A 22538-nucleotide genomic window follows, 5' to 3' on the forward strand; every position below is an offset into this window, starting at 1 on the left:
CCGACGCCTTCCCCGGGAGCAGCGGCTCGATACGGGCCCACTGCGCTTCATCCAGTTCGTACCGCTTCACACCCATCACAGACCTCCGTCAAAGCGGAGACCTATGAATCACGCATTCAGGCCCAAGTGAATCCCTGAATGTCGATTGGACCTAGTTTTTCGCTTCTTCGGCACCGCTGGTGACGGCGCCGCCGACGGCTTCGACATCGCGACCGATGCCGGAAATGGTGTTGCAGGCAGAAACGGCCAGGGCCGAGGCGATGAGGGCCAGGGTGATGATCTTGCGCATGGGGAACTCCTGTATGGCCAAGCTCTAACGCGGACCCGGCCTGCGGGTTGCATGGCAGAGCAATGGTCAAGACTGGCCCTGATCTGCTAGCAGCAGACGCATGAGCCAAACCGCACACACCGCCCGCACGAGCGCCGCCCACCGTCTGGTGCAGACCCTTCTGATCAATGAGATCGACACCGTCTTCTGCGTGCCGGGGGAGAGTTATCTGGCCGTGCTGGATGCGCTGGCCGATGTGCGCGACCAGATCCGGGTGATCACCTGCCGACATGAGGCGGGGGCCGCCAATATGGCTGAGGCCTATGGCAAGCTGACGGGCAAGCCCGGGGTCTGCATGGTCACGCGCGGACCGGGCGCGACGCACGCCTCGATCGGCGTGCATACGGCGCATCAGGACTCTACGCCGATGATCCTGTTCGTCGGCCAGATCGCCCTGACCGACCGGGGACGCGGGGCGTTTCAGGAGGTCGATTACCGCGAGGTGTTCGGCGGCCTGGCCAAATGGGCGACCGAGATCGAAACGCCGGCGCGCACGGTCGAGATCGTCGAGCGCGGCATCGCCACCGCCCTGCAGGGGCGGATGGGGCCGGTGGTCATCGCCCTGCCCGAAGACATCCTGCACGACGACGGCGGTCCGGCCCCGGTCCGGCCCGTGACCCCGGCCCGGTCTGCGCTGGACCCCGCGATTGCCCGCGAGATCGAGGCGCGGCTGGCCAAGGCGGAGCGGCCGCTGCTGATCGTCGGCGGCTCGGGCTGGACCCATGAGGCGGCGCATGCGCTGGCCGCCTGGTCCGAGGCGCTGGGCCTGCCGATCACCGGCTCGTTCCGCCGCAAGGATATCATCGCCAATGACCGGCCGAACTATGCCGGAGATCTCGGGCTGGGCTGCAATCCCAAGCTGATGGCGCGGGCGAAGAACGCCGACCTGATCATCGCCATCGGCGCACGGCTGGGCGAGAACCCGACGCAGGGCTATACCCTGTTCGACCGGGAGCACACGGCCAGGGTGCTGGTGCACACCCACCCGGGGCCCGAGGAACTGGGCCGGGTCTGGCCGACGCTGACGTCGGCTGTGGCGGATAACAGTCTGGCGGCCTTGGCCCTGTCGCAGCTGGAGCCGGGCCGCACCTGGCACGATCTGGGCGACGCCGCCCATGCGGATTTCGAGGCCTTTTCGACGCCGGTCAAGGTGACCGGCGCGGTCAATCTGAGCCAGTGCATGAAGCATCTGGGCGAGGTCATGCCCGCCGATGCCATCATCACCAATGGCGCCGGAAACTTTGCCGCCTGGCTGCACCGGTTTTACCGCCACCGCGCGTGCCGGACGCAGCTGGCCCCGACGTCGGGGGCCATGGGCTATGGCTGGCCGGCGGCGCTGGCGGCCAAGGCGGTCCACCCGGATCACGAGGTCATCTGCGTGGCCGGCGACGGCGACTTCATGATGACCGGTCAGGAGATGGCCACCGCCGTTCAGCACGGGCTGAACCCCGTGGTGATCGTGGTCGACAACTCGACCTATGGCACCATCCGCATGCACCAGGAGGGGCACTACCCCGGCGCGGAACGGGTGATCGCCACCGATCTGAAGAACCCCGACTTCGTCAAATGGGCCGAGGCGTTTGGAGCGTTCGGCGTGCGTTGCGAGACGACCGAGGATTTTGCAGGCGCGCTGGAGACGGCGCGGAGGGAGGCCCGCGAACAGGGCGTGCCCGCCCTGATCCACCTGATCACCTCGGCCGAGGACATCGCGCCCAACCGCACCATCAGCGGGATGCGTGGGGGGTAGGAGCGCCGCTTCGCTCCTCGCGTCACGAGACGCCTGACTGTCGGAGAATATCTAGCGAAACTTGACTTTTGTGCATGCCGTGCACATTCTGACGTACATCACTCCTCCGATTGCTTCGGCGGTCGGACGCGCGGCGGGCCCAAGGGTCCGCCGTTGCATTTTCTGGCTAGGCCATGCGGACGAATGTCTACGTAGACGGTTTCAACCTCTATTACGGCTGCCTGAAGGGCACGCCTTACAAGTGGCTTGATCTGGAACAGCTTTTCGACCGCGTGCTTCCTCGAAATCAGGTCGAAACAATACACTACTTCACTGCGCGGGTAGAATCCCGCCCCGGCAACACAGACGTTGCCGTTCGCCAGGCCACATATCTTCGCGCTCTGGCCACGCTTTCCCGTGTTCAGGTTCATTTCGGCAATTTCCTAGCATCGCCAGTTCGTGCACCTGTTCTCGAATGTAACCCCAAGGGCTATCCGCTGCGAAATAATGGGCAGCTGGTCGTGAAGCGAAATCCAAACGGCGCGGTCGTGATGGAATGGGTGCACAAGACCGAAGAGAAGGGATCGGATGTCAATCTGGCCGCCCATCTGTTGCGGGACGCATTGAAGGGGACGGTCCCGGCAGCAGTAGTGGTCTCCAATGACTCCGATCTTCTGACTCCCATCCGTATGGCGCAGACGGATGGCGGCATTGTTGTCGGCCTGATCCCCCCTCGACCCAATGGGAGCGCTGAGTTGAAAAAGCTCGCCAGCTTCAAGAGAGACATTCGCCAGCACGATCTGGCAGCCTGCCAACTGCCCACCACCATGACAGACGCATCAGGCACTTTCACCAAGCCGATGGATTGGTGACCCCCATGCCCTACCCCGTTACCGTTCTGACCATGTTTCCGGAGGCGTTTCCGGGGCCGCTCGGCGTGTCGCTGATCGGGACGGCGTGGCGTGAGCGGGGGCTGTGGAGCCTTGAAACGGTTGACATCCGGGCCTTTAGCGACGATAGGCGCGGCTTCCTGGACGACACCCCTGCGGGTGGCGGCCCCGGAGCTGTGCTGAAGGCCGATGTGGTCGCCCGGGCTCTCGACAGTCTGGATGGGCCCAAACGACCCCTTCTGTACATGAGTGCCCGGGGTCGGCCCCTGACCCAGGCGCGTGTGAAGGACTGGGCCACAGCCGACGGTCTTGTCGTGCTGTGCGGCCGGTTCGAGGGGGTGGACCAGCGTGTGCTCGACGCGCGCGGGTTCGAGGAGGTCGCCGTCGGCGACGCGGTCCTGGCCGGTGGCGAGGCGGCGGCGATGGTGGCGATCGAGGCGTGCGTGAGACTGTTGCCCGGCGTCCTCGGCCAGGCGGCCAGTCTGGAGAGCGAGAGTTTCGAGGACGGGCTTCTGGAGCATCCGCAGTACACGAGGCCGCGGACGTTCGAGGGGCACGACATTCCCGAGGTCCTGCTGTCGGGTGACCATCAAAAGGTCGCACGGTGGCGCGAGGAGCAAAGGGAGAAGACCACCCGTGAGCGGCGTCCCGATCTGTGGGCCGCCTTTGCGGACAAGACCACCCCGCGAGGCTGATACCCTCGCCAATTGACAGCTAAAGGGCGCAAAGCCCGACGGAGAGTGACCATGAATATCGTCCAGCAGCTCGCTGCCGAAGAAAAAGCCCGCCTGCTCGAAACCCGTGAGATCCCGGTTTTCCAGCCCGGCGACACCCTGCGCGTCAATGTGCGGATCAAGGAAGGCGAGCGTGAACGCGTCCAGGCCTTTGAAGGTGTCTGCATCGCCCGCTCGGGTGGCGGCGTGAACGAGACCTTCACGGTCCGCAAGATCAGCTTCGGCGAAGGTGTGGAGCGGAAATTCCCGATCCTGTCGCCGAACATCGAATCCATCGAGGTCAAGCGTCGCGGCGTCGTGCGGCGCGCCAAGCTCTATTATCTGCGCGACCGTCGCGGCAAGTCGGCCCGTATCGCCGAGCGCCAGACGGTGCGTCCGGCCAAGGGCGTCGCCGTGCCGGAGACCGGCAAGGCCGAGACCCCCGACACCGAAGCGTAAGACACAGGTCCGCAAGGACGCGAGAGGCCCCGGATCGCTCCGGGGCCTTTTTGCTGTGCCGCTGGTCGGGGCTCCATCAGAAGACGTCAGAGATCGACGCTTGCCGACGGCGCCGCGGCGAGTAACCTGCCGGGATCGCCATCCTGGAGCCTGCCATGCGCCTCGCCGTTACTCTCGCCACCGCCGTCGTCGCCGCCACGACCCTCGGCGTGTCCGCGCCCCGCGCTCAGGAAGCGCCTGCAGTCGACGGACCCTATTATCTGATCGACATCACGCGGGAGGCGCTGATCTTTGTCGCGGGGGGCACCGTGCAGAAATCGGGCAATATCGCGAACGTCACCGTCATCACGGGCTCGTCACCGGAAACCCTGGCCGAGACCGGGTTCGCGCGTCTGGACATGCGCTATCAGTTCGATTGCCGGAACGCGACGTACAAGACGCCGAGCTTTGCCGGGTATGGCGCGGGGGGCGAGTTGATGGGTGCCCTCACGGACGACGCGGACTGGGAGGCGGTCAACCCGGACGCGCCATCCGCCCTTGTGCTGGACTTCGCCTGCAACGGCACCATTCCGGCCGGCAGCGAGCTGGAAGGCGACGTCCAGATAATCGTCACCGAATACCGCGCCTTCATTCTCGAGCAGTAGGCCGACCCGGCCGGCCCTGCATGACTGAACCTGACGCGAGGCGCCTGCCCCCTGTCGCGTTTCAAAAAGCCGGGTTATGAATTCGGTCAGACGCCTGTTCAGGAGATTATCATGCGCCTCGCCCTTGCCTTCGCTGCCGGAACCCTGGCAGCCACGACCTTTGGCTTTTCCGCCGCCCAGGCCCAGTCGGCCCCGCCGGTCTCGGCCCCCTATTACATCATCGATGCCGACACCAATGCCTTGGCCCTCGCCTCGGGCGGATCGGTTCGCAAGTCGGGCAATATCGCCAGCATCACCATCGTCATGGGCTCGCACCCGGACCAGGTGGCCGAAAGCGGCATCGCCCGTCTGGACATGGCCTATGAGTTCAACTGCGCGAACTCGACCTATCGTACGCCGGGCGCCGCCGCCTATGACGTCAATGGCGGCTTCATGGGGGCCATTGACGACGACGAGCCGTGGGAAGCGGTGGCTCCCGACAGCAATAACGCGACCTTCAAGGGCATCGCCTGTGACGGCGTGATCCCCGACGACAGCGAAGTCGGCGACAATCTGACCGGCATCATCGCCGTCTATCGCGACTGGGTCGTGGAGCAGTAACCCACGCCTCCAGAATGCAGAAAGGGCTCCGGTTTGCGCCGGAGCCCTTTTTCGTGGTCGCAGCAATCAGGCGCGCAGGCCGTCCTCAGGCGGCAACAGATGCTCCTCGCGGTCGCCGGGGTATGGATCGATGACGTCGAACGCCCGGCGAATGACATGACGGGTCGACTCGCCGAGGTCGGGGTCATTGAGGGCGACCTCCCAGGTGTCGATCAGCCAGGATTCGCCATTGCGGATGGAACCGTCGAGGGTGTCGTCGTCGCGCAGCAGGGCGTGTTTGACGTCCATGAAGGCCCGGTGGGCCTTGCCCAGCAGGGAGCCGCTGTCTCCCGGGTGGCCACCGAGGTCGCGCAGGGCATTCTGCAGGGACTGAACGACGGCGTCGCGCTGCTCGGCCCGTCGTCCATAGGCCAGTTTTCGGCCGGGATCGTGGCTGTCGCGGGCCGCGTCCCGATAGCCTTCAGCACTGTCGAGGGTGACCTCGATCAGGCGGTTGAGCACACCGATATCGTGCGCGTGATCGCGGCGGTGTGCATCGGTGATATCCAGTCGGGCCATGGTGACCTCCTGTTCCAACACCTCTCCCTTGAAAGGAAAATGCATGGACGGGAGGGCGGGTTGCCCGACGCGGATCACAAACGGGTGCGCAGGGACCAGAGCTCGGGGAAGCAGCGGCGCTTGAGCGTTTCGGTCAGATAGCCGACGCCATCGGTGCCGCCGGTGCCGGTCTTGCGGCCGATGATGCGCTCGACCGTGACCACATGCTTGTGTCGCCAGGTCAGTAGGGCATCGTCAAGATCGACCAGCTTCTCGGCCAGCTGATAGAGCGCCCAGTAGCGTTCGGACTCGCGATAGACCGTCAGCCAGGCGGCCTCGACCGCCGGATGGGGTTCGTAGGGGGCGCTGATGTCGCGCTCCAGCACCTCGGGCGGCAAGTCGAACCCGGCGCGGGCCAGTTGATGCAGAGCGTCGTCGTAGAGGCTGGGCGCCTCGATGGCGGCCTTCAGCGCGGCGTGGGCATCGGGCCGGTCCTCGTGGTGGGCGAGGAAACGGGCGTCCTTGAGACCCAGCATGGCCTCGACCCGGCGGAACTGGTCGCTCTGAAAGCCCGAGCTGGTGCCCAGAACGCCGCGAAAGCGCAGATAGTCGGCGGGGGTCAGGGTGGCCAGGATGTCCCAGCTCTGGGTCATGACCGCCTGGATGCGGCTGATCCGGGCCATGCTCTTGTAGGCGGGAACCAGATCGCCGGCGCGTACCAGCTGCTGGGCCAGCGCCAGTTCGTGCAGGATCTGCTTGAGCCACAGTTCCTTGGTCTGGTGGATGATGACGAACAGCATTTCGTCATGCTGGTCCGACAGCGGGTGCTGGCAGGCCAGAAGGTCATCCAGCGCCAGATAGCCGGCATAGGTGATGGGGCGGGTCATGCCGGCCTCACGGCTGGCCGAAGCCGAACTCCGCAGAGGTCTCCGGCAGGGCGGCCTGACGCAGGGGGGCCGCGCTGGTCAGCGGCTCCTTATAAACAAAGCCGTAGATCGGATAGACGCTGGAGCCGAGATCGTTGATCGGGGCGTACCAGACCTTGACCGCACTCCAGTCACCGGCGTCGGAAACGTCGACCACGGTGACGTTTTCCTCGATCTTGCCGCGGCTTCCGCCCCAATTGGCGTGGGTAACGCGGATCACGCGATCGGTCAGCACTTCGGAGACCATGGCCACATGGCCGCGTGTCATGCGCCCGTGGGGCTGGAACACCAGGACGGCGCCGGTCTCAGGCTGGGTGCCGGTGCGGAACTGCTGGGTGCCCTGACGCCACCAGGTCCAGGCATCGCCGTAGATCTCGATGCCCGACGCCAACCGCACAAAGGTGACACACTGCCAATAGACGTCCTGGGTCCGTCCCGGAGAGACGGCGAACAGGCTGAGACCAAGGGTGGCGGCAACCAAGAGGGCGGAGAGGCGTTTCAGCATGCGGAGCACTGTGCGCTGTTGAGACTGCTTCGGCCTATACGATAGTTTTCGGAGCCTGAAACCCCTCGACAGGCGAATTCGCTGTGGGCGACACTGTGGGCGACGTCGGCTTTGCCCGTCCGGTCCTTCGGGCGCGGAGCCAGCCACGTGCCGGTCGTTCGACCAGATGATAGGTCCCGGCCGCCACCACCGGCACCATCAGCACCAGCGCCAGCCAGACGGGCCACCACAGGCCGGCATCGCCCGCGCCGGTCAGGCGGGCAGCGACATTGACCGCGACCAGTTTGACCGGAATGCAGACCATATAGACCGAGTAGCTGATCTCCCCCAGATAGACGGCGGGGGCCGAGGCCATGAGGCCCGCGCGGCTGTTGGGAATGCCCGCGAGGCCCAAAATCATCAGACCCGCCAGCACCACGATCAGGGCGTCGGGGGCGCTGAGGGCCGCAGAGACGGCCAGCGCCAGGGCGGAGACGGCCGCAAGGGCCGCCGGACGGGCCAGCGGCGCGCGGCGGTACAGCAGATAGAGGGCACAGCCATAGGCGAAGCACGGCACGATCCGGAGCGCGCCCCACTGAATGGTCGCCTGGGTCAGCGGGAAGCCGGCCAGCGCCTGAAACACCAGATAGATGGCCGGAATTAAGGCCGCTGTGAGAGCAACGGCGATCCATGGCCGGTCGCGCATCCGCCAGGCGACGGCGGCGAAGACGGGGAAGGTCAGATAGGCGAACCATTCCGCCGAGATCGACCAGGAGGGGTGGTTGAAGGCCGCTTCGGGCGCCAGACCCCAAGCATGGACCATGGCCAGATTGGCGGGCAGGGAGGCCCAGTCAAGCACACTGGCATTCAGCGACATGCCGGCGACCGTGGCCGCCAGCCCCAGCGCCATCACGCCGAACAGGGTGAACAGATGCAGCGGATAGACCCGAGCCAGCCGGGCCCAGAGGAAGCCGCCATAGTCGGACCGACGGGTGCCGAACGCCTCGAGATAGACGTGGCACAGGATGAAGCCCGACAGGACGAAGAAGACCTCGACCCCCAGATAGCCCTTGGCCACCGCATGGGGCAGGACACCGACGTCGAGGTCCGGCCAGAAGGCATAGACCACCACCCAGGCCGCAGCCAGAAAGCGCAGCGCCGTCAGGGGGCGGAGATCGGCGGGGCCGTGGAGTTCGGGCGGTGAAGCGGTCATGGCCGAAACCCTGCCATGCCGCCGATGTGAGAACCGTTAAGAGGCGGGGGCGGGTGCCGCATCTGCCGGGGCATCGACCACGAGGCCGGATTCGCCCGCGCTCATGATGGCCGAGACGGTCGCGGCACAGCCGTTCAGGGTCTCCCCGCCGACCTCGAGACGGGCCGTCAGCGGATAGGTGCGGTCGCTCATGCCGTCCGAGCACTCGGTCGCCATCAGGATCAGGTCCATGGGGGCACCGTCAGAGGTGGTGCCACGCCAGCTGGCCACGGTGCCCATCAGTTCGACGCCGTCATGGGTGGCCCGACGCTCAGGGCGATCCACACCGGAATAGACCAGGGCATCGGCGGTCACGTCCACACCCCAGAAGGGTTCGGTGCCCAGCGCCCGCAGGGGCTGATCCAGCGGCACTCCGCCCAGTTCCAGCACCGGGGCCGGAGCCTCAACGGGCGGCGGGGCCTCGGCCTCGGGCGAACAGGCGGCGAGGGCCAGAACGGCCACGGCGGACAGGATCAGACGCATCACAGGACTCCAGAAACGTTCGCGCCATGCCAACGCCATCCCGCGGCCGGGGTCAAGTCGGCCCCCCTCGGCGATTTCCGGGTTCCGGTGTAGGGTTAACGCCGAAATCTGAAAGGGTGCCCCATGAAGATCCTGCGTATCCTCCTTGTTCTCGCGGTGCTGGCCTATGCCGGCTGGCTGGCCTGGCCTTTCCTGTCGCCCTTCCTCGAAGGCGCGGGCATGGATGCCGCCGCAAATCGCGCCGGGGCCGAGGCCCAGGTCGGGCTGGACCTGCCGGTTGTCGCCCTGTGGGTCGGGGCGGTGGTGCTGTATCTGGCCGCGGCGGCCCTGCTGGGATCGGGTAATCCGAAAGCTGCCGTGGCCTATTTCCTCGGTTTCATGGCCGATGCCGTGTTGCGACTGGCGATCGACCGGGGCGGCTTCGGGGGTGGCGGTGATGCCGGTGGCAAGGTCGACCCCGATGCCCCCTCGATGCAATCGACAATCACCGAAGGCGGTCCGGCCGCCGCGCCCGGCGGACTGGGAGCTGATCTGGGCGTTGACCCGACCTGGCTGGTGCTGGGAGCGCTGATTGTGGTCGGTATACTTATCGTGGTGGTCACACGGGCGCGCCGCCGCAAAAGGACGCCGGGCCAACTTTCCATCTAGGGCTCCCGACCCCACATCGGTCTTGCCGGTTGATTCCCGCGTCAGGGGCGCTAGACCGACGATCGACCGATCTGGCGCGGCCCTCCCCGGCCGTCTGCCGCGTTTCCGACCCGACCGAGGACACCCATGGCCCAGGCTTCCGCATCCGACACCCCCTATGACGTCGTCATCATCGGCGGGGGGCCCGGGGGTTATAATGCCGCCATCCGCGCCGGCCAGCTGGGGCTGAAGGTCGCCTGCATCGAGATGCGCGAGACCCTGGGCGGCACCTGTCTGAACGTGGGCTGCATGCCCTCCAAGGCCCTGCTGCATGCTTCGGAGATGTATGAGGCCGCCGGGCGCGAGTTCGCCGGACTGGGCATTGAGGTGTCGCCGACGCTGAACCTCGGCCAGATGATGAAGCAGAAGCAGGAAAGCGTGACGGCCCTGACCAAGGGCATCGAATTCCTGTTCAAGAAGAACAAGGTCGACTGGGTGAAGGGCCGGGGCCGTCTGAAGGGCAAGGGCGTGGTCGAGGTTGAGGCCGCCGACGGCACGACCACCACGCTGAAGACGGCCAATGTCGTCATCGCCACGGGCTCGGAGCCCACCCCCCTGCCCGGCGTGACCTTTGAGGCTGGCAAGGTGATCGATTCCACCGGCGCACTGGCGCTGGACAAGGTGCCCGAGAAGCTGATCGTGGTCGGCGCCGGCATCATCGGGCTGGAACTGGGCTCGGTCTGGCGGCGTCTGGGCGCCGAGGTGACCGTGGTTGAATATCTGGACCGCATCACCCCGGGCGTGGACAGCGATGTGGCCACGGCCTTTCAGCGGGTGCTGACCAAGCAGGGCATGAAGTTCAAGCTGGGTGCCAAGGTGACCGGGGCCAGGACCTCCAAGTCCGGCGTTGAGCTGACGATCGAGCCCGCCAAAGGCGGCGAGGCCGAGACGCTGAAGGGCGATGTGGTGCTGGTCGCCATCGGCCGCCGTCCCTACACCGAAGGCCTGGGGCTGGAGACGGTCGGCCTGACCACCGACAAGCGCGGCTTCCTTGACAATGACCACTTCCGGACCGGTACGGACGGCATCTGGGTGGTCGGCGATGTGACCCACGGCCCGATGCTGGCCCACAAGGCCGAGGAAGACGCGGTCGCCGCCATCGAGACCATCGCCGGCAAGGCCGGGCACGTCGACTACAACCTGGTGCCCGGCGTGGTCTACACCAGCCCCGAAGTGGCCTGGGTCGGCCAGACCGAGGACCAGCTGAAGGCGGCGGGCGTCGCCTACAAGGTCGGGAAATTCCCCTTTACCGCCAACAGCCGCGCCAAGATCAATCACGAGACCGACGGCTATGCCAAGGTGCTGGCCGATGCCGAAACCGACAAGGTGCTGGGCGTCCACATCCTGGGTCCGCAAGCCGGTGAGATGATCCATGAGGCCGCCATGGCCATGGCCTTCGGCGGTTCGTCGGAGGACATCGCCCGCACCTGCCACGCCCACCCGACCCGCTCGGAGGCCGTGCGTCAGGCCGCCATGGGCGTCGAAGGCTGGACCATGCAGGCCTAGCGGGTTCGCGCGGCTGGCCTGAGGCCGCTCAAGGTCATACGCCTGCGGCCATAATCCAGCTCGACCCGGCGGAAGCGGTACAGGATGTCGGCCCCGATCAGCAGAGCCGGGGCCGCGATCAGGTCCAGCGCCGAAAAGGCGTGCAGATCGGCGAACAGAAGGGTCGTGGGGCCAAGGTCGCGGTTGGCGATCTCGAGGCCACGCACCTCACGCTCGCGGGCCATCAGCACCTGACCGGTGACCCCATAGACCTCGACATTGCGGCCCGGCTGATCCGCCCGTCCGGCGCTGAGCGCCTCCAGCAGGGCCAGATTGCCGATCGAATACTGGGCGCCGGTGTCGACAAAGGCCGACAGGGTCACACCCCCCGCCCGGGCGGTCGGCAGGATCAGCTGTCCGAACCGCCCGATTTCGGCGCGGACGCCCTCCCGGGTCAGGCGCGACGGTGAGGCAAAGGCCGGGCTGCCCTCGAACACATCGCTGCCCGAAGGCCGCATCGACACCCGCCTGCGGGCCAGATCGATGCTGAGCCGGTAGCGCGACAGCACGTCCAGACCCAGCAGGCCGTCGGCGGCCAGCAGATCCCGGCTGACCACCGGACAGACCAGATCGTTGAACCGCCGCCCCGCGAAATCCAGCTGGGCCAACCGGACCGTCGGCAACACCTCGGCCGAGGTGATGGCATGGACCAGAACCGGCGGGCCCGCCGGCAGGTTCAGATCGCGCACCACGGTATCGGCCAGCACGGTGCGTCCGGCGCCGGTGTCGAGCACCAGCGGATAGCGGTTGCTGCCGTTCAGCTCGACCTCGGCCGCCACGCGGGTCAGGATATTGGTCAGCAGGCGCGGTTCGGGGTCCTGCCGCATCGGCGTCGCCAGGGCCGGACCGGCCACAGCCAGCCCCGCCGCTGAAAGAATGAGGGTCCGCCGATCCAGACCGGTCACCGATATCTCCCTGCCCCATGCCCGGTCTGATGCCGGGCTGGGTCCACCCTAACCCCTCGGGTGGGCGGATGAATAGACGCCCATGAGGCGGGCGGCGTCGACGGCGGTGTATTTCTGGGTGGTCGACAGGCTGGCGTGACCCAGCAGGTCCTGCAGGCTGCGCAGGTCGGCACCGGTGCCCAGCAGATGGGTGGCAAAGCTGTGGCGCAGGGCGTGGGGCGTAGTCGTCTCGGGCAGGCCGAGGCGACGGCGCAGGGTCTGGACGGCCGCCTGCACCTGACGCGGACTGAGCTTGCCGCCACGTCTGGCGAGGAAAAGGGCGCGGTCGGGGCCCTCGGTCCAGGGGCGGAGGGTGCGATAGGCGGCCACGGCACTGGCGACCTGGGGCAGAACCGGCACAATGCGGGTCTTGGTGCCCTTGCCGGTGATGCGCAGGGTCTCGCCCATGGGCACTTCGGCATCGGTCAGGCTGAGGGCCTCGGAGATGCGCAGGCCGCAGCCGTACAGCAGCATCAGCACGGCGCGGTCGCGGGCGGCCTCCCACGGTGGGGTTTCGGCGTCGTCGCCGGTGGCCTCCATCAGCTCCAGCGCCTGATCGATCTGGAGGGCGCGCGGCAGGGAGGGCTTGATGCGCGGGCCACGCACCAGCGCCAGTTCGGGCGCCTCGATCCCCAGCCGCCGCTCCAGAAAGCCGTGAAAGGCGCGGATGGCCGACAGGGCCTGGCTGAGCGAGCGGGCCGACAGGGGGTGAGCGCCGGATCGCCGCTCGGCCAGATGGGCGCGCAGGTCGGACGGCGTGATATCGGCCAGATCGCCGACCGTCAGGGCCCCGCCCCGGTGGCCGGCCAGAAAGGCCAGATAGCGACGTCCGGCGTGGCCATAGGCCTCCAGCGTGCGGGGCGACAGGCGGCGCTCATGCGCCAGATGGTGCAGCCAGGCGTGAAGCGCTGTCTCTGCGGGCGCGCCGGGCTGCGGGAGGGTCAACTGAGGATCGGCCATCGCTCGGCCATACGTTCGATCACCCGGGTGAGGAAGGCCGCCAGTTCGCAGCCCATCTCGGGTGTGAAGCCTTCGGGGTCGGGCGAGCCGAAGGCACAGAGGGCCGGGCGCGTGGTGCCATTCGGGCCGACATGCGGGGCCATGCGGACCAGGGCCACCGAGCGGACCTCGTCCTCGGCGGCGCCGAACAGGCCCAGCCCCTGCCCGCCTGTGCCCAGCCTGTGCAGGCCGTTCCGGCCCAGCAGGCCGTCGACGCCGCCGGGATCGAGCGCGCGCCAGCCAAAGGGAATGCCGCCCGGCTTTTCCAGAACGATCGACGCCCCGGCGAGACCGAAGCGAGCCTGGGCGGCGGCATCCAGCCGACGGGCGAGGTCGGAGGGGTTGCGCGCCTCCATCAGGTCGAGGACAGCCACATGGGTCTGGGCCTGGGCGGCGAAATTGGCGCGGGCGACGCCCTCGATGGCCTTGCGGGCTCCGGCTTCTCGCGCGGCGACGGCCTCGACCCGCGACAGGGCGGCGGCGCCGAAGTCCACGACATTGGGGCCGTGCGGGCGCAGACCGAGTTCCTGCAGCAGGGCGCGGTCCTCGACCAAGGTCGCGGCATGGCTCTGCAGCCAGGCGCGCACCTCGGGCCAGCGGGGGCCCTCATCTGCGGGGTCGTCATGGAACAGGTCGGCGGTCTCGGTCACGGTTGGCCCCGGTTCGGCGCGACCGACCGGGTCACCGGCGCGCCGTCTTACAGAATGCTCTGGCCGGTCTTGCCCCAGTCGGCCAGGAAGGCATCAAGACCCTTGTCGGTTAACGGGTGCTTGACCAGCGCCTTGAAGGTGTCGACCGGCAGGGTCGCCGCATCGGCGCCGGCCAGCGCCGCCGCCGAGACATGGCCGGGATTGCGCAGGGAGGCGGCCAGCACCTCGGTCTCGAAGCCGTGGATGTCGTAGAGGGCGCGGATTTCTTCCAGCAGGACGATTCCGTCGGCGCCGTGATCTTCCAGCCGCCCGACGAAAGGCGAGATGAAGCTGGCCCCGGCCTTGGCCGCCAGCATGGCCTGGGCGGCCGAGAAGCACAGGGTCACATTGGTGCGGATGCCCTTGTCGGCAAAGGCCCGCGTGGCCCGCAGGCCGTCCCAGGTCAGGGGCAGCTTGACCACCACGTTCGGCGCGATGCCGGCCAGCTTTTCGCCCTCCTTGACCATGGTCTCGAAGTCGGTCGCGACAGCCTCGGCCGAAATGGGCCCCTCGACGAGGGCGCAAATCTCGGCGATGACCTCAGCGATGTTGCGACCAGACTTGGCGATCAGGGACGGATTGGTGGTCACGCCGTCCACCATTCCGGTGGGCAGCATGTCCTTGATGACGGCGACGTCGGCGGTATCGAGAAACAGTTTCATGCCGGGGGTTCTAGACCACGGGGCCCGCCGGTGAAAGTCGCCGCCGTCCTGATTCCCCTGCCGGTCGACGAACCGTTCGACTATGTCGTGCCGGACGACATGGCGCTGGCCCGCGGCGATCTGGTCACCGTGCCGCTGGGACCTCGCCAGATGACGGGCGTCGTCAGCGAAGTGCGCGAGATTCCGGCGACCAACCGGCGGCTGAAGGCCATTGTGGCCCGGCTGGACCTGCCCGCCCTGCCCGCCGCGACGCTCGATTTTCTGGAATGGGCCGCGCGCTGGACCCTGTCGCCGCCCGGCGAGATGGCGGCCCTGTCGCTGAAGGCGCTGCGCCACGCACCGCCAAAGCCGCCCCTGCGCCTGCACCGGGTGGCGGGCAAGGCGCCCGTCCGCCTGACTCCTGCCCGGGCGGCGGTGCTGCAGGCCCTCGACGAAGGGCCGACGGTTGCCAGCGCCGCGGAGCTGGGGCGTGCGGCCGGCGTCTCGGCGGGGGTGGTCAAGGGACTGGTGGACGAGGGGGTGATTACGGCTCGCCCGGCTGAAACCGGCAACCCGTTGCAGGCACCGGATCCCCACCATGCCCGGGTCGAGCTGAATCCGGACCAGGCCGAGGCCGCCGGCCAGATTGGTCAGGCGGCCCTGTCAGGGGAATTCGTCGCCTTTCTGCTGGACGGGGTGACCGGCTCGGGCAAAACCGAAGCCTATCTGGAGGCGGTGGCGCGGCTACTGGAGGGGTATCCGCAGGCGCAGGCGCTGATCCTGCTGCCCGAGATCGCCCTGACCCAGGCGGTCATCGCCCGCATCACCGCCCGGTTCGGCGCGGCCCCGGCGGAGTGGCATTCGGGCCTGACCGGACCGCGCAGGCGACAGGTCTGGGACGCCGTGGTCTCGGGCCACTGTCGCATCGTGGTTGGGGCGCGCTCGGCCCTGTTCCTGCCCTTCCCGAATCTGCGGCTGATCGTCGTCGATGAGGAACACGACGGGTCGTACAAGCAGGAGGACGGCCTGATCTATCAGGGACGCGACCTGGCCGTGGCCCGGGCGCGGTTCGAGAGCGCGGCGGTGGTGCTGGCCTCGGCCACCCCCTCGCTGGAGACGCTGGGCAATGCGCGGCAGGGGCGGTATCGCGAACTGAGGCTGACGGCGCGGCATGGGACGGCGGTGCTGCCCGACATCACCCTGCTGGACCTGCGCGCCGATCCCCCCGAGCCGCAGACCTGGCTGAGCCCGCCCCTGCGTGCCGCCATGGCCGAGACCCTGGCGCGCGGCGAGCAGACCCTGCTGTTCCTGAACCGGCGCGGCTATGCCCCCGTGGTGCTGTGCCGGGCCTGTGGGCACCGGATGACGGCGCCGGACACGGATTCATGGCTGGTCGAGCACCGCTATACCGGGCGGCTGGTGTGTCACCTGACCGGCTTTTCCATGGCCCGGCCCGACACCTGCCCGTCGTGCGGGGCCAAGGACAGTCTGGTGCCGGTCGGCCCGGGCGTGGAGCGCGTCGAGGAAGAGGTCCGCAGCCTGTTCCCCGAGGCGCGCACGACGATCTTTTCCTCCGACACCACGCCCGATGGGCGCTCGGCCCGCGATCTGGTCGAGGCGATGGAGCGCGGCGAGATCGATATTCTGGTGGCGACCCAGGCGGCGGCCAAGGGTCACAACTTTCCCAATCTGACGCTGGTCGGGGTGGTCGATGCCGATCTGGGGTTGAGGGGCGGCGACCTGCGCGCGGCCGAGCGGACCTTCCAGCTGCTTATGCAGGCCACGGGCCGGGCGGGGCGGGCCGAGCGCCCGGGTCGGGCCCTGCTGCAGACCTGGACGCCCGAGCATCCGGTGCTGCAGGCGCTGGCGGCGGGCGACCGCGACAGCTTCCTGGCCACCGAATCAGAGGAGCGGCGGCTGGCCGCCCTGCCCCCGTTCGGACGTCTGGCGGCGCTGATCCTGTCGGGCGACAAGGCGGACGCTGTCGAAAAGGCCGCCCAGCTGCTGGCCGGGGCCATTCCCAATGCCGAGCGGCTGGAGGTCTATGGCCCGGCCGATGCGCCGCTGGCGCTGGTGCGGGGGCGGCGGAGGAAGCGGCTGCTGGTCCGGGCCGACCGCGACGTCGACATTCAGGCCTTCCTCCGGGCCTGGCTGGCGCGGGTCAAGCTGCCGTCGTCGGTGCGGCTATCGATCGACGTGGACCCCTACAGCTTCCTGTAGGGACCCCTGACGGTTCAGGCCCGGTTGTCGGCTGCGTCGGCTTCCGCCTCGGCGGCGCGGGCGCGGGCCTCGGCCTGATCGGCCTGGGCCCGGAGTTGCTGGGCGTTCTCTCGCTTGGTCGAGGCCTTGCGGCTCCACATGTTGAGAATCTCGACCCCGGCCGAGAAGGCCATGGCAGCGTAGATATAGCCCTTGGGCACATGGGCGCCGAAGCCTTCGGCGATCAGCACCATGCCGATCATCAGCAGGAAGCCCAGCGCCAGCATGACCACGGTCGGGTTCTTGTTGATGAAGTTGGCCAGCGGGTCAGCGGCCAGCAGCATGACGGTGATGGCGACCAGAACGGCCACGACCATGATCGGCAGGTGCTCGGTCATGCCGACCGCCGTCAGGATCGAATCGACCGAGAACACCAGGTCCAGAAGGATGATCTGGAAAATGGCAGCCCCGGCATTCGAGATGACCACATCCTTCTTGTCGAGGATGTCGTGGGCCGGGGTCGGGTCGACCGTGTGGTGGATTTCCTTGGTCGCCTTCCACACCAGGAACAGGCCGCCGGCGATCAGGATGATGTCCTTCCAGGAGAACTCATTGCCCATGACGGTAAAGACCGGCGCGGTCAGGCCGACGATCCAGGCGATCATCGACAACAGGGCGAGGCGCATGATCAGCGCCAGCGAAATACCGATGCGGCGCACGCGCGAGCGCTGATGCTCGGGCAGCTTGTTCGACAGGATCGAGATGAAGATCAGATTGTCGATCCCCAGCACCACTTCCATGACGATCAGGGTGACGAGGGCCGCCCAGGCCGCCGGATCGGAAAGAAGGGGCGTGATGCTGTCGAACATGAAGTCTCGGTCCAGAAGGGAAGGTTTCGCCGATCTATAGAGACTCCGCGGCCTGCGACAAGCCGCCCGCCTGTGGCGCACCGCCTCGGTTGCGGGGGGCAAGGCCCCGTGCTATCAGGCGCCCGGCTGAACCGGGACCTCTGTCGCAAGACAGGGACCCGTTGTGCTTTTTTCAAGCATTTCAAGCCTTTGATCGGGGTGATCCGTCACCGCCGGTTGCGACCCAAACGCTTTTGATCGCGGACTTTGACGAGTGGCTGACGATTTCAGGACTACGACTGTCGGCGCACGTTACGCGCAGGCCCTTTTCGACCTCGCCGATGAAGGCGGGGCGCTGGACGCCGTTCGCGCCGACCTCAAGTCGCTGCGCAAGGCCTGGGGCGAGAGCGCCGACCTGCGCCGGCTGGCCACCTCGCCGGTGATCAGCAATGAGGACCAGGCCCGGGGCCTGATCGCCATCGCCGACAAGGCCGGTTTTGACGGCCTGACCCGAAAATTCCTGGGCCTGCTGGCCCAGAACGGCCGGTCGGGCGACCTGACCGCCGTGATCGCCGGCTTCGACCGTTTGTATGCCATCCGCACCGGACTGGTCTCGGCCGAGGTGGTTTCGGCCGCCCCGCTGGACGCGGCCCAGATGAATGCCATCAAGGCCTCGCTGCGCAAGGCGCTGGGCAAGGATCCCGAGCTGGAAGCCCGCGTCGATCCGGCCCTGCTGGGCGGCCTGAAAGTCAAGGTCGGCTCGCGCCTCTACGACGCTTCGCTGAAGACCAAGCTCGACCAGATGAAATTCGCCCTCAAACGGGCCGGATAGGCTGACAAGCCGCTTCCGCTCCGCCCCACAGACTGAACGTTAAGCCAAGAAGAGCCCCACATGGACATCCGCGCCGCCGAGATTTCGGCCATCCTCAAGTCGCAGATCGCCGCTTTCGGCGTGGAAGCCGATGTCTCGGACGTCGGCCAGGTGCTGTCGGTCGGCGACGGCATCGCGCGCATCCACGGTCTGGACAATGTCCAGGCCGGCGAGATGATCGAATTCCCCAAGGCCGGCGTGAAGGGCATGGCCCTGAACCTGGAAGTCGACAACGTCGGCGCCGTGATCTTCGGCCAGGACAATGAAATCGCCGAGGGCGACGAGGTCCGCCGTCTGGGCGAGATCGTGGACGTGCCGGTCGGCAAGGGCCTGCTGGGCCGCGTCGTCAACCCGCTGGGCGAGCCGATCGACGGCAAGGGCCCGATCCAGTTCACCGAGCGTCGCCGCGTCGACGTGAAGGCGCCGGGCATCATCCCGCGCAAGTCGGTGCACGAGCCGATGCAGACCGGCCTGAAGGCCATCGACACCCTGATCCCGGTTGGCCGTGGCCAGCGCGAGCTGATCATCGGGGACCGTCAGGTCGGCAAGAGCGCCGTGGCCGTCGACACCATCCTCAACCAGAAGAACGTCAACGCCAACGCGACCTCGGAAGGCGAGAAGCTTTACTGCATCTACGTCGCCATCGGCCAGAAGCGCTCGACCGTGGCCCAGATCGTCAAGACGCTCGAGGAGCGCGGCGCCCTGGACTACACCATCGTTGTCGCCGCCACGGCCTCGGAGCCGGCCCCGCTGCAGTTCCTGGCCCCGTTCTCGGGCACGGCCATGGGCGAGTATTTCCGCGACAACGGCATGCACGCCCTGATCGTCTACGACGATCTGTCGAAGCAGGCCGTCGCCTATCGCCAGATGTCGCTGCTGCTGCGCCGTCCGCCGGGCCGCGAAGCCTATCCGGGCGACGTCTTCTATCTGCACAGCCGCCTGCTGGAGCGTTCGGCCAAGCTGAACGGCGACTATGGCTCGGGCTCCATGACCGCCCTGCCGATCATCGAAACCCAGGCGAACGACGTGTCGGCCTACATCCCGACCAATGTGATCTCGATCACCGACGGCCAGATCTTCCTGGAATCGGACCTGTTCTACCAGGGCATCCGCCCGGCCGTGAACGTCGGCATCTCGGTGTCGCGCGTGGGCTCTTCGGCCCAGATCAAGGCGATGAAGCAGGTGGCCGGTTCCATCAAGGGCGAGTTGGCCCAGTACCGGGAAATGGCCGCCTTCGCCAAGTTCGGTTCGGACCTGGACGCCTCGACCCAGAAGCTGCTGGCCCGCGGCGCCCGCCTGACCGAGCTGCTGAAGCAGCCGCAATATTCGCCGCTGGCGGTCGAGGAGCAGGTCGTCTCCGTCTACGCCGGGACGCGCGGTTATCTGGACGGCATCGCCGTGTCGGACGTCGGTCGTTTCGAGCGCGAACTGCTGGCGCGCATGCACTCCAAGCATGCCGGCATCCTCGACGGCATCCGCACCAAGAAGGCCCTGTCGCCGGAACTGGAAGCCGAACTGAAGGACGCCATCGAATCCTTCGCCAAGACCTTCGCCTGATCGCCGCCACAGCTAGGAGCTAGAGGAACGCCGAATGGCCAGCCTCAAGGAAATGCGCAATCGGATCGGAAGCGTGAAGTCCACGCAGAAGATCACGAAAGCCCTGAACATGGTCGCGGCGGCCAAGCTGAAGCGTGCCCAGGACCAGGCCGAAAGCGCCCGTCCCTATGCGCAGAAGATGGCCTCGGTGATCGCCAATCTGGCGGCCGGCGTGTCGGGTGACGACGCGCCCAAGCTGCTGGCCGGCACCGGTTCGGAGCAAAAGCACCTGATCATCGTCGCCACCGGCGACAAGGGTCTGGCCGGTGGGTTCAACACCAACGTCATCCGCGCCGCGCGCGAGCGGATCAACACCCTGATCAAGGGTGGCAAGGATGTGCGCATCATCGCTGTCGGCAAGAAGTCACGTGACGGTCTGGCCCGCCTGTATGGCGAGCGGATGGTGCACACCTTCGAGATGGGCGGTCACAAGGTGATCGGCCTGCCGGTTGCCGAGCCGATCGCCGACCTGGTCGCCGAAGAGTTCGAGGCCGGCCGCGCCGACGTCGTGACCCTGTTCTACAGCCGCTTCCAGTCGGTCATCTCGCAGGTGCCGACGCCCAAGAAGCTGATCCCGGCCGAGGTCGCCGAGGACGCGCCGCCCGTCAATCTGAACGGCGCCGTCTATGAGTATGAGCCCTCGGAAGAGGAAATCCTCGAGACCCTGCTGCCGCGCAACATCACCACCCAGATCCTGGCCGCCCTTTACGAGAACCAGGCCAGCTTCTTCGGGGCCCAGATGGGCGCCATGGACAACGCCACCCGCAACGCCGGTGACCTGATCAACAGCCTGACCCTGCAGTACAACCGCAAACGCCAGGCCCAGATCACCACCGAACTGATCGAGATCATCGCGGGCGCGGAAGCCCTCTGATCTGCCCCTGAACGCCCTTTCCGACACGGACCGACCCATGACCGACACCACCGCCCCCAAGAAGCCCGCCGCCAAGAAGGCCCCCGCTGCCAAAAAGCCGACCGCTCCGCGCGCCGCTGCCACCAAGGCTGCGCCGAAGATCATCGCCGGAACCGGCACGGGCAAGATCGCCCAGGTCATCGGCGCCGTGGTCGACGTGGAGTTCGAAGGCCAGCTGCCGGCCATCCTGAACGCGCTGGAAACCCAGAACGTCGACCAGAAGACGGGCGAGCCCTTCACCCTGGTCCTCGAGGTCGCCCAGCACCTGGGTGAGAACATGGTCCGCACCATCGCCATGGACACCACCGAGGGTCTGACCCGCGGCCAGGCCGTCAGCGACACCGGCGGCTCCATCCAGGCCCCGGTCGGCCCGGGCACGCTCGGCCGCATCATGAACGTGGTCGGCGCGCCGATCGACGAACAGGGCCCGATCAAGACCACCATGTATCGCCCGATCCACCGCGAAGCCCCCAGCTTCGAGGATCAGTCGACCAGCTCGGAAATCCTGGTCACGGGCATCAAGGTCATCGACCTGATGTGCCCCTACACCAAGGGCGGCAAGATCGGCCTGTTCGGCGGTGCCGGCGTCGGCAAGACCGTGACCATGCAGGAGCTGATCAACAACATCGCCAAGGCCTACGGCGGTTACTCCGTGCTGGCCGGCGTGGGTGAGCGCACCCGCGAAGGCAACGACCTGTATCACGAGATGATCGAGTCGAACGTGAACGTCGACCCGGCCAAGAACGGTGGCTCGACCGAAGGGTCCAAGTGCGCCCTCGTGTACGGCCAGATGAACGAGCCTCCCGGCGCCCGCGCCCGCGTCGCCCTGACCGGCCTGGCCCAGGCCGAGTACTTCCGCGACGAGGAAGGCAAGGACGTGCTGCTGTTCGTCGACAACATCTTCCGCTTCACGCAAGCCGGTTCGGAAGTGTCCGCCCTGCTGGGCCGCATCCCCTCGGCCGTGGGCTATCAGCCGACGCTGGCCACCGAGATGGGCAATCTGCAGGAGCGCATCACCTCGACCAAGAAGGGCTCGATCACCTCGGTGCAGGCCATCTACGTCCCCGCCGACGACCTGACCGACCCGGCGCCCGCCGCCTCCTTCGCCCACCTCGACGCCACGACCGTTCTGAGCCGCGACATCGCCGCCCAGGCCATCTTCCCGGCCGTGGATCCGCTGGACTCGACCTCGCGGATCATGGACCCGCTGGTGATCGGCGACGAACACTACCAGGTCGCCCGTTCGGTCCAGGAAGTGCTGCAGCAGTACAAGGGCCTGAAGGACATCATCGCCATCCTCGGCATGGACGAGCTGTCGGAAGAGGACAAGCTGGTCGTCTCGCGCGCCCGCAAGATCCAGCGCTTCCTGTCACAGCCCTTCTTCGTGGCCGAGCAGTTCACCAACGCGCCCGGCAAGTTCGTCGCGCTGGAAGACACCATCCGCAGCTTCAAGGGCATCGTCGCCGGTGAATACGATCACCTGCCCGAAGCCGCCTTCTACATGGTCGGCACCATCGAGGAAGCCGTCGAGAAGGCCCAGAAGCTGGCCGCGGACGCCGCGTAA

At 67.2% G+C, this 22538-nt stretch carries 24 protein-coding genes; 13 read left to right on the top strand and 11 right to left on the bottom strand.

Going from position 1 to position 22538, the window contains the following annotated elements; translation table 11 throughout:
- Nucleotides 1-151: 151 nt before the first annotated feature.
- Entirely contained in the window at nucleotides 152-289 is a 138-nt protein-coding gene (locus tag EG854_RS12475; RefSeq protein WP_123288467.1) for an entericidin A/B family lipoprotein, read from the bottom strand.
- Between the two features lie 100 nt (nucleotides 290-389).
- Between EG854_RS12475 and EG854_RS12480 the strand changes: the two genes are divergently transcribed.
- The 6 genes from EG854_RS12480 (at nucleotide 390) to EG854_RS12505 (ending at nucleotide 5360) form a co-directional block, all read left to right on the top strand.
- Nucleotides 390-2075, top strand: coding sequence for a thiamine pyrophosphate-binding protein (locus tag EG854_RS12480; protein ID WP_123288468.1), 1686 nt, complete (start codon nucleotides 390-392; stop codon nucleotides 2073-2075).
- Between the two features lie 173 nt (nucleotides 2076-2248).
- A complete protein-coding gene (locus tag EG854_RS12485) occupies nucleotides 2249-2926 on the top strand; it encodes an NYN domain-containing protein (protein ID WP_123288469.1) in 678 nt (225 codons plus the stop codon).
- A 5-nt stretch (nucleotides 2927-2931) separates the two neighbouring features.
- Entirely contained in the window at nucleotides 2932-3639 is a 708-nt protein-coding gene (trmD, locus tag EG854_RS12490) for a tRNA (guanosine(37)-N1)-methyltransferase TrmD (RefSeq protein WP_123288562.1), read from the top strand.
- Nucleotides 3640-3690: 51 nt separating this feature from the next.
- The gene (gene rplS, locus EG854_RS12495) at nucleotides 3691-4116 is read left to right on the top strand and encodes a 50S ribosomal protein L19 (RefSeq protein ID WP_123288470.1); all 426 of its coding nucleotides are present in this window, start codon (nucleotides 3691-3693) and stop codon (nucleotides 4114-4116) included.
- A 155-nt stretch (nucleotides 4117-4271) separates the two neighbouring features.
- A complete protein-coding gene (locus EG854_RS12500; RefSeq protein WP_123288471.1) occupies nucleotides 4272-4760 on the top strand; it encodes a surface-adhesin E family protein in 489 nt (162 codons plus the stop codon).
- A 111-nt stretch (nucleotides 4761-4871) separates the two neighbouring features.
- Nucleotides 4872-5360, top strand: a complete 489-nt coding sequence (locus tag EG854_RS12505; protein WP_123288472.1) for a surface-adhesin E family protein — start codon at nucleotides 4872-4874, stop codon at nucleotides 5358-5360.
- Between the two features lie 66 nt (nucleotides 5361-5426).
- On the opposite strand, the gene EG854_RS12510 is transcribed toward EG854_RS12505, so the two are convergent.
- The 5 genes from EG854_RS12510 to EG854_RS12530 all read right to left on the bottom strand — a co-directional run bounded on the left by EG854_RS12510 (nucleotide 5427) and on the right by EG854_RS12530 (nucleotide 9042).
- The gene (locus EG854_RS12510) at nucleotides 5427-5918 is read right to left on the bottom strand and encodes a PA2169 family four-helix-bundle protein (protein ID WP_164462042.1); all 492 of its coding nucleotides are present in this window, start codon (nucleotides 5916-5918) and stop codon (nucleotides 5427-5429) included.
- Between the two features lie 74 nt (nucleotides 5919-5992).
- On the bottom strand, nucleotides 5993-6784 hold the full coding sequence (locus EG854_RS12515) for a tryptophan 2,3-dioxygenase (protein WP_123288474.1): 792 nt from the start codon (nucleotides 6782-6784) through the stop codon (nucleotides 5993-5995).
- Between the two features lie 7 nt (nucleotides 6785-6791).
- Nucleotides 6792-7328: a CHAP domain-containing protein gene (locus EG854_RS12520; RefSeq protein ID WP_123288475.1), complete on the bottom strand. Its 537-nt coding sequence runs from the start codon at nucleotides 7326-7328 to the stop codon at nucleotides 6792-6794.
- Nucleotides 7329-7362: 34 nt separating this feature from the next.
- On the bottom strand, nucleotides 7363-8520 hold the full coding sequence (locus tag EG854_RS12525) for an acyltransferase family protein (protein WP_123288476.1): 1158 nt from the start codon (nucleotides 8518-8520) through the stop codon (nucleotides 7363-7365).
- A gap of 36 nt (nucleotides 8521-8556) precedes the next feature.
- Nucleotides 8557-9042: a COG3650 family protein gene (locus EG854_RS12530; protein WP_123288477.1), complete on the bottom strand. Its 486-nt coding sequence runs from the start codon at nucleotides 9040-9042 to the stop codon at nucleotides 8557-8559.
- 123 nt (nucleotides 9043-9165) lie between these two features.
- On the opposite strand from EG854_RS12530, the gene EG854_RS12535 reads away from it, so the two are divergent.
- Nucleotides 9166-9690: a hypothetical protein gene (locus EG854_RS12535; protein ID WP_123288478.1), complete on the top strand. Its 525-nt coding sequence runs from the start codon at nucleotides 9166-9168 to the stop codon at nucleotides 9688-9690.
- A gap of 126 nt (nucleotides 9691-9816) precedes the next feature.
- Nucleotides 9817-11235, top strand: coding sequence for a dihydrolipoyl dehydrogenase (gene lpdA, locus EG854_RS12540; protein WP_123288479.1), 1419 nt, complete (start codon nucleotides 9817-9819; stop codon nucleotides 11233-11235).
- On the opposite strand, the gene EG854_RS12545 is transcribed toward lpdA, so the two are convergent.
- Genes EG854_RS12545 through fsa form a run of 4 tightly spaced genes read right to left on the bottom strand, consistent with a single transcriptional unit; the run spans nucleotide 11232 to nucleotide 14568 of the window.
- Nucleotides 11232-12179 carry an aspartyl protease family protein gene (locus EG854_RS12545; protein WP_123288480.1) on the bottom strand — a complete coding sequence of 316 codons (948 nt, stop codon included), beginning with the start codon at nucleotides 12177-12179 and terminating at the stop codon, nucleotides 11232-11234. The two genes, lpdA and EG854_RS12545, sit on opposite strands and share 4 nt — an antisense overlap.
- Nucleotides 12180-12227: 48 nt before the next feature.
- Complete coding sequence (locus EG854_RS12550; RefSeq protein WP_123288481.1) at nucleotides 12228-13178, bottom strand: tyrosine recombinase XerC; 951 nt, start codon at nucleotides 13176-13178, stop codon at nucleotides 12228-12230.
- Entirely contained in the window at nucleotides 13160-13867 is a 708-nt protein-coding gene (locus tag EG854_RS12555) for a DUF484 family protein (protein ID WP_241153277.1), read from the bottom strand. Before EG854_RS12555 ends, EG854_RS12550 begins: the two co-directional genes overlap by 19 nt.
- A gap of 47 nt (nucleotides 13868-13914) precedes the next feature.
- Nucleotides 13915-14568, bottom strand: a complete 654-nt coding sequence (fsa, locus tag EG854_RS12560) for a fructose-6-phosphate aldolase (protein WP_123288482.1) — start codon at nucleotides 14566-14568, stop codon at nucleotides 13915-13917.
- Between the two features lie 30 nt (nucleotides 14569-14598).
- On the opposite strand from fsa, the gene EG854_RS12565 reads away from it, so the two are divergent.
- Nucleotides 14599-16767, top strand: a complete 2169-nt coding sequence (locus EG854_RS12565; protein ID WP_123288483.1) for a primosomal protein N' — start codon at nucleotides 14599-14601, stop codon at nucleotides 16765-16767.
- Nucleotides 16768-16781: 14 nt separating this feature from the next.
- Here the strand turns inward: EG854_RS12565 and EG854_RS12570 are convergent, their stop codons facing one another.
- Nucleotides 16782-17615, bottom strand: coding sequence for a TerC family protein (locus EG854_RS12570; protein ID WP_123288484.1), 834 nt, complete (start codon nucleotides 17613-17615; stop codon nucleotides 16782-16784).
- Between the two features lie 253 nt (nucleotides 17616-17868).
- Here EG854_RS12570 and EG854_RS12575 point away from each other — a divergent pair, with 253 nt between their 5' ends.
- Genes EG854_RS12575 through atpD form a run of 4 tightly spaced genes read left to right on the top strand, consistent with a single transcriptional unit; the run spans nucleotide 17869 to nucleotide 22538 of the window.
- Nucleotides 17869-18426, top strand: a complete 558-nt coding sequence (locus tag EG854_RS12575) for a F0F1 ATP synthase subunit delta (protein ID WP_123288485.1) — start codon at nucleotides 17869-17871, stop codon at nucleotides 18424-18426.
- A 60-nt stretch (nucleotides 18427-18486) separates the two neighbouring features.
- Entirely contained in the window at nucleotides 18487-20022 is a 1536-nt protein-coding gene (gene atpA / locus EG854_RS12580; RefSeq protein WP_123288486.1) for a F0F1 ATP synthase subunit alpha, read from the top strand.
- A 34-nt stretch (nucleotides 20023-20056) separates the two neighbouring features.
- Nucleotides 20057-20935 carry a F0F1 ATP synthase subunit gamma gene (locus EG854_RS12585; protein WP_123288487.1) on the top strand — a complete coding sequence of 293 codons (879 nt, stop codon included), beginning with the start codon at nucleotides 20057-20059 and terminating at the stop codon, nucleotides 20933-20935.
- A gap of 37 nt (nucleotides 20936-20972) precedes the next feature.
- Entirely contained in the window at nucleotides 20973-22538 is a 1566-nt protein-coding gene (gene atpD / locus EG854_RS12590) for a F0F1 ATP synthase subunit beta (protein ID WP_123288488.1), read from the top strand.

Origin of the sequence: Brevundimonas halotolerans (genome assembly GCF_003730275.1) — a bacterium.
Taxonomy (GTDB): domain Bacteria; phylum Pseudomonadota; class Alphaproteobacteria; order Caulobacterales; family Caulobacteraceae; genus Brevundimonas; species Brevundimonas halotolerans.

Bases quoted from the DNA above. Each gene is read 5' to 3' on its own strand.
- EG854_RS12475 (WP_123288467.1), bottom strand. From the start codon at position 289: ATGCGCAAGATCATCACCCTGGCCCTCATCGCCTCGGCCCTGGCCGTT.
- EG854_RS12480 (WP_123288468.1), top strand. From the start codon at position 390: ATGAGCCAAACCGCACACACCGCCCGCACGAGCGCCGCCCACCGTCTG.
- EG854_RS12485 (WP_123288469.1), top strand. From the start codon at position 2,249: ATGCGGACGAATGTCTACGTAGACGGTTTCAACCTCTATTACGGCTGC.
- trmD (WP_123288562.1), top strand. From the start codon at position 2,932: ATGCCCTACCCCGTTACCGTTCTGACCATGTTTCCGGAGGCGTTTCCG.
- rplS (WP_123288470.1), top strand. From the start codon at position 3,691: ATGAATATCGTCCAGCAGCTCGCTGCCGAAGAAAAAGCCCGCCTGCTC.
- EG854_RS12500 (WP_123288471.1), top strand. From the start codon at position 4,272: ATGCGCCTCGCCGTTACTCTCGCCACCGCCGTCGTCGCCGCCACGACC.
- EG854_RS12505 (WP_123288472.1), top strand. From the start codon at position 4,872: ATGCGCCTCGCCCTTGCCTTCGCTGCCGGAACCCTGGCAGCCACGACC.
- EG854_RS12510 (WP_164462042.1), bottom strand. From the start codon at position 5,918: ATGGCCCGACTGGATATCACCGATGCACACCGCCGCGATCACGCGCAC.
- EG854_RS12515 (WP_123288474.1), bottom strand. From the start codon at position 6,784: ATGACCCGCCCCATCACCTATGCCGGCTATCTGGCGCTGGATGACCTT.
- EG854_RS12520 (WP_123288475.1), bottom strand. From the start codon at position 7,328: ATGCTGAAACGCCTCTCCGCCCTCTTGGTTGCCGCCACCCTTGGTCTC.
- EG854_RS12525 (WP_123288476.1), bottom strand. From the start codon at position 8,520: ATGACCGCTTCACCGCCCGAACTCCACGGCCCCGCCGATCTCCGCCCC.
- EG854_RS12530 (WP_123288477.1), bottom strand. From the start codon at position 9,042: ATGCGTCTGATCCTGTCCGCCGTGGCCGTTCTGGCCCTCGCCGCCTGT.
- EG854_RS12535 (WP_123288478.1), top strand. From the start codon at position 9,166: ATGAAGATCCTGCGTATCCTCCTTGTTCTCGCGGTGCTGGCCTATGCC.
- lpdA (WP_123288479.1), top strand. From the start codon at position 9,817: ATGGCCCAGGCTTCCGCATCCGACACCCCCTATGACGTCGTCATCATC.
- EG854_RS12550 (WP_123288481.1), bottom strand. From the start codon at position 13,178: ATGGCCGATCCTCAGTTGACCCTCCCGCAGCCCGGCGCGCCCGCAGAG.
- fsa (WP_123288482.1), bottom strand. From the start codon at position 14,568: ATGAAACTGTTTCTCGATACCGCCGACGTCGCCGTCATCAAGGACATG.
- EG854_RS12570 (WP_123288484.1), bottom strand. From the start codon at position 17,615: ATGTTCGACAGCATCACGCCCCTTCTTTCCGATCCGGCGGCCTGGGCG.
- atpA (WP_123288486.1), top strand. From the start codon at position 18,487: ATGGACATCCGCGCCGCCGAGATTTCGGCCATCCTCAAGTCGCAGATC.
- EG854_RS12585 (WP_123288487.1), top strand. From the start codon at position 20,057: ATGGCCAGCCTCAAGGAAATGCGCAATCGGATCGGAAGCGTGAAGTCC.
- atpD (WP_123288488.1), top strand. From the start codon at position 20,973: ATGACCGACACCACCGCCCCCAAGAAGCCCGCCGCCAAGAAGGCCCCC.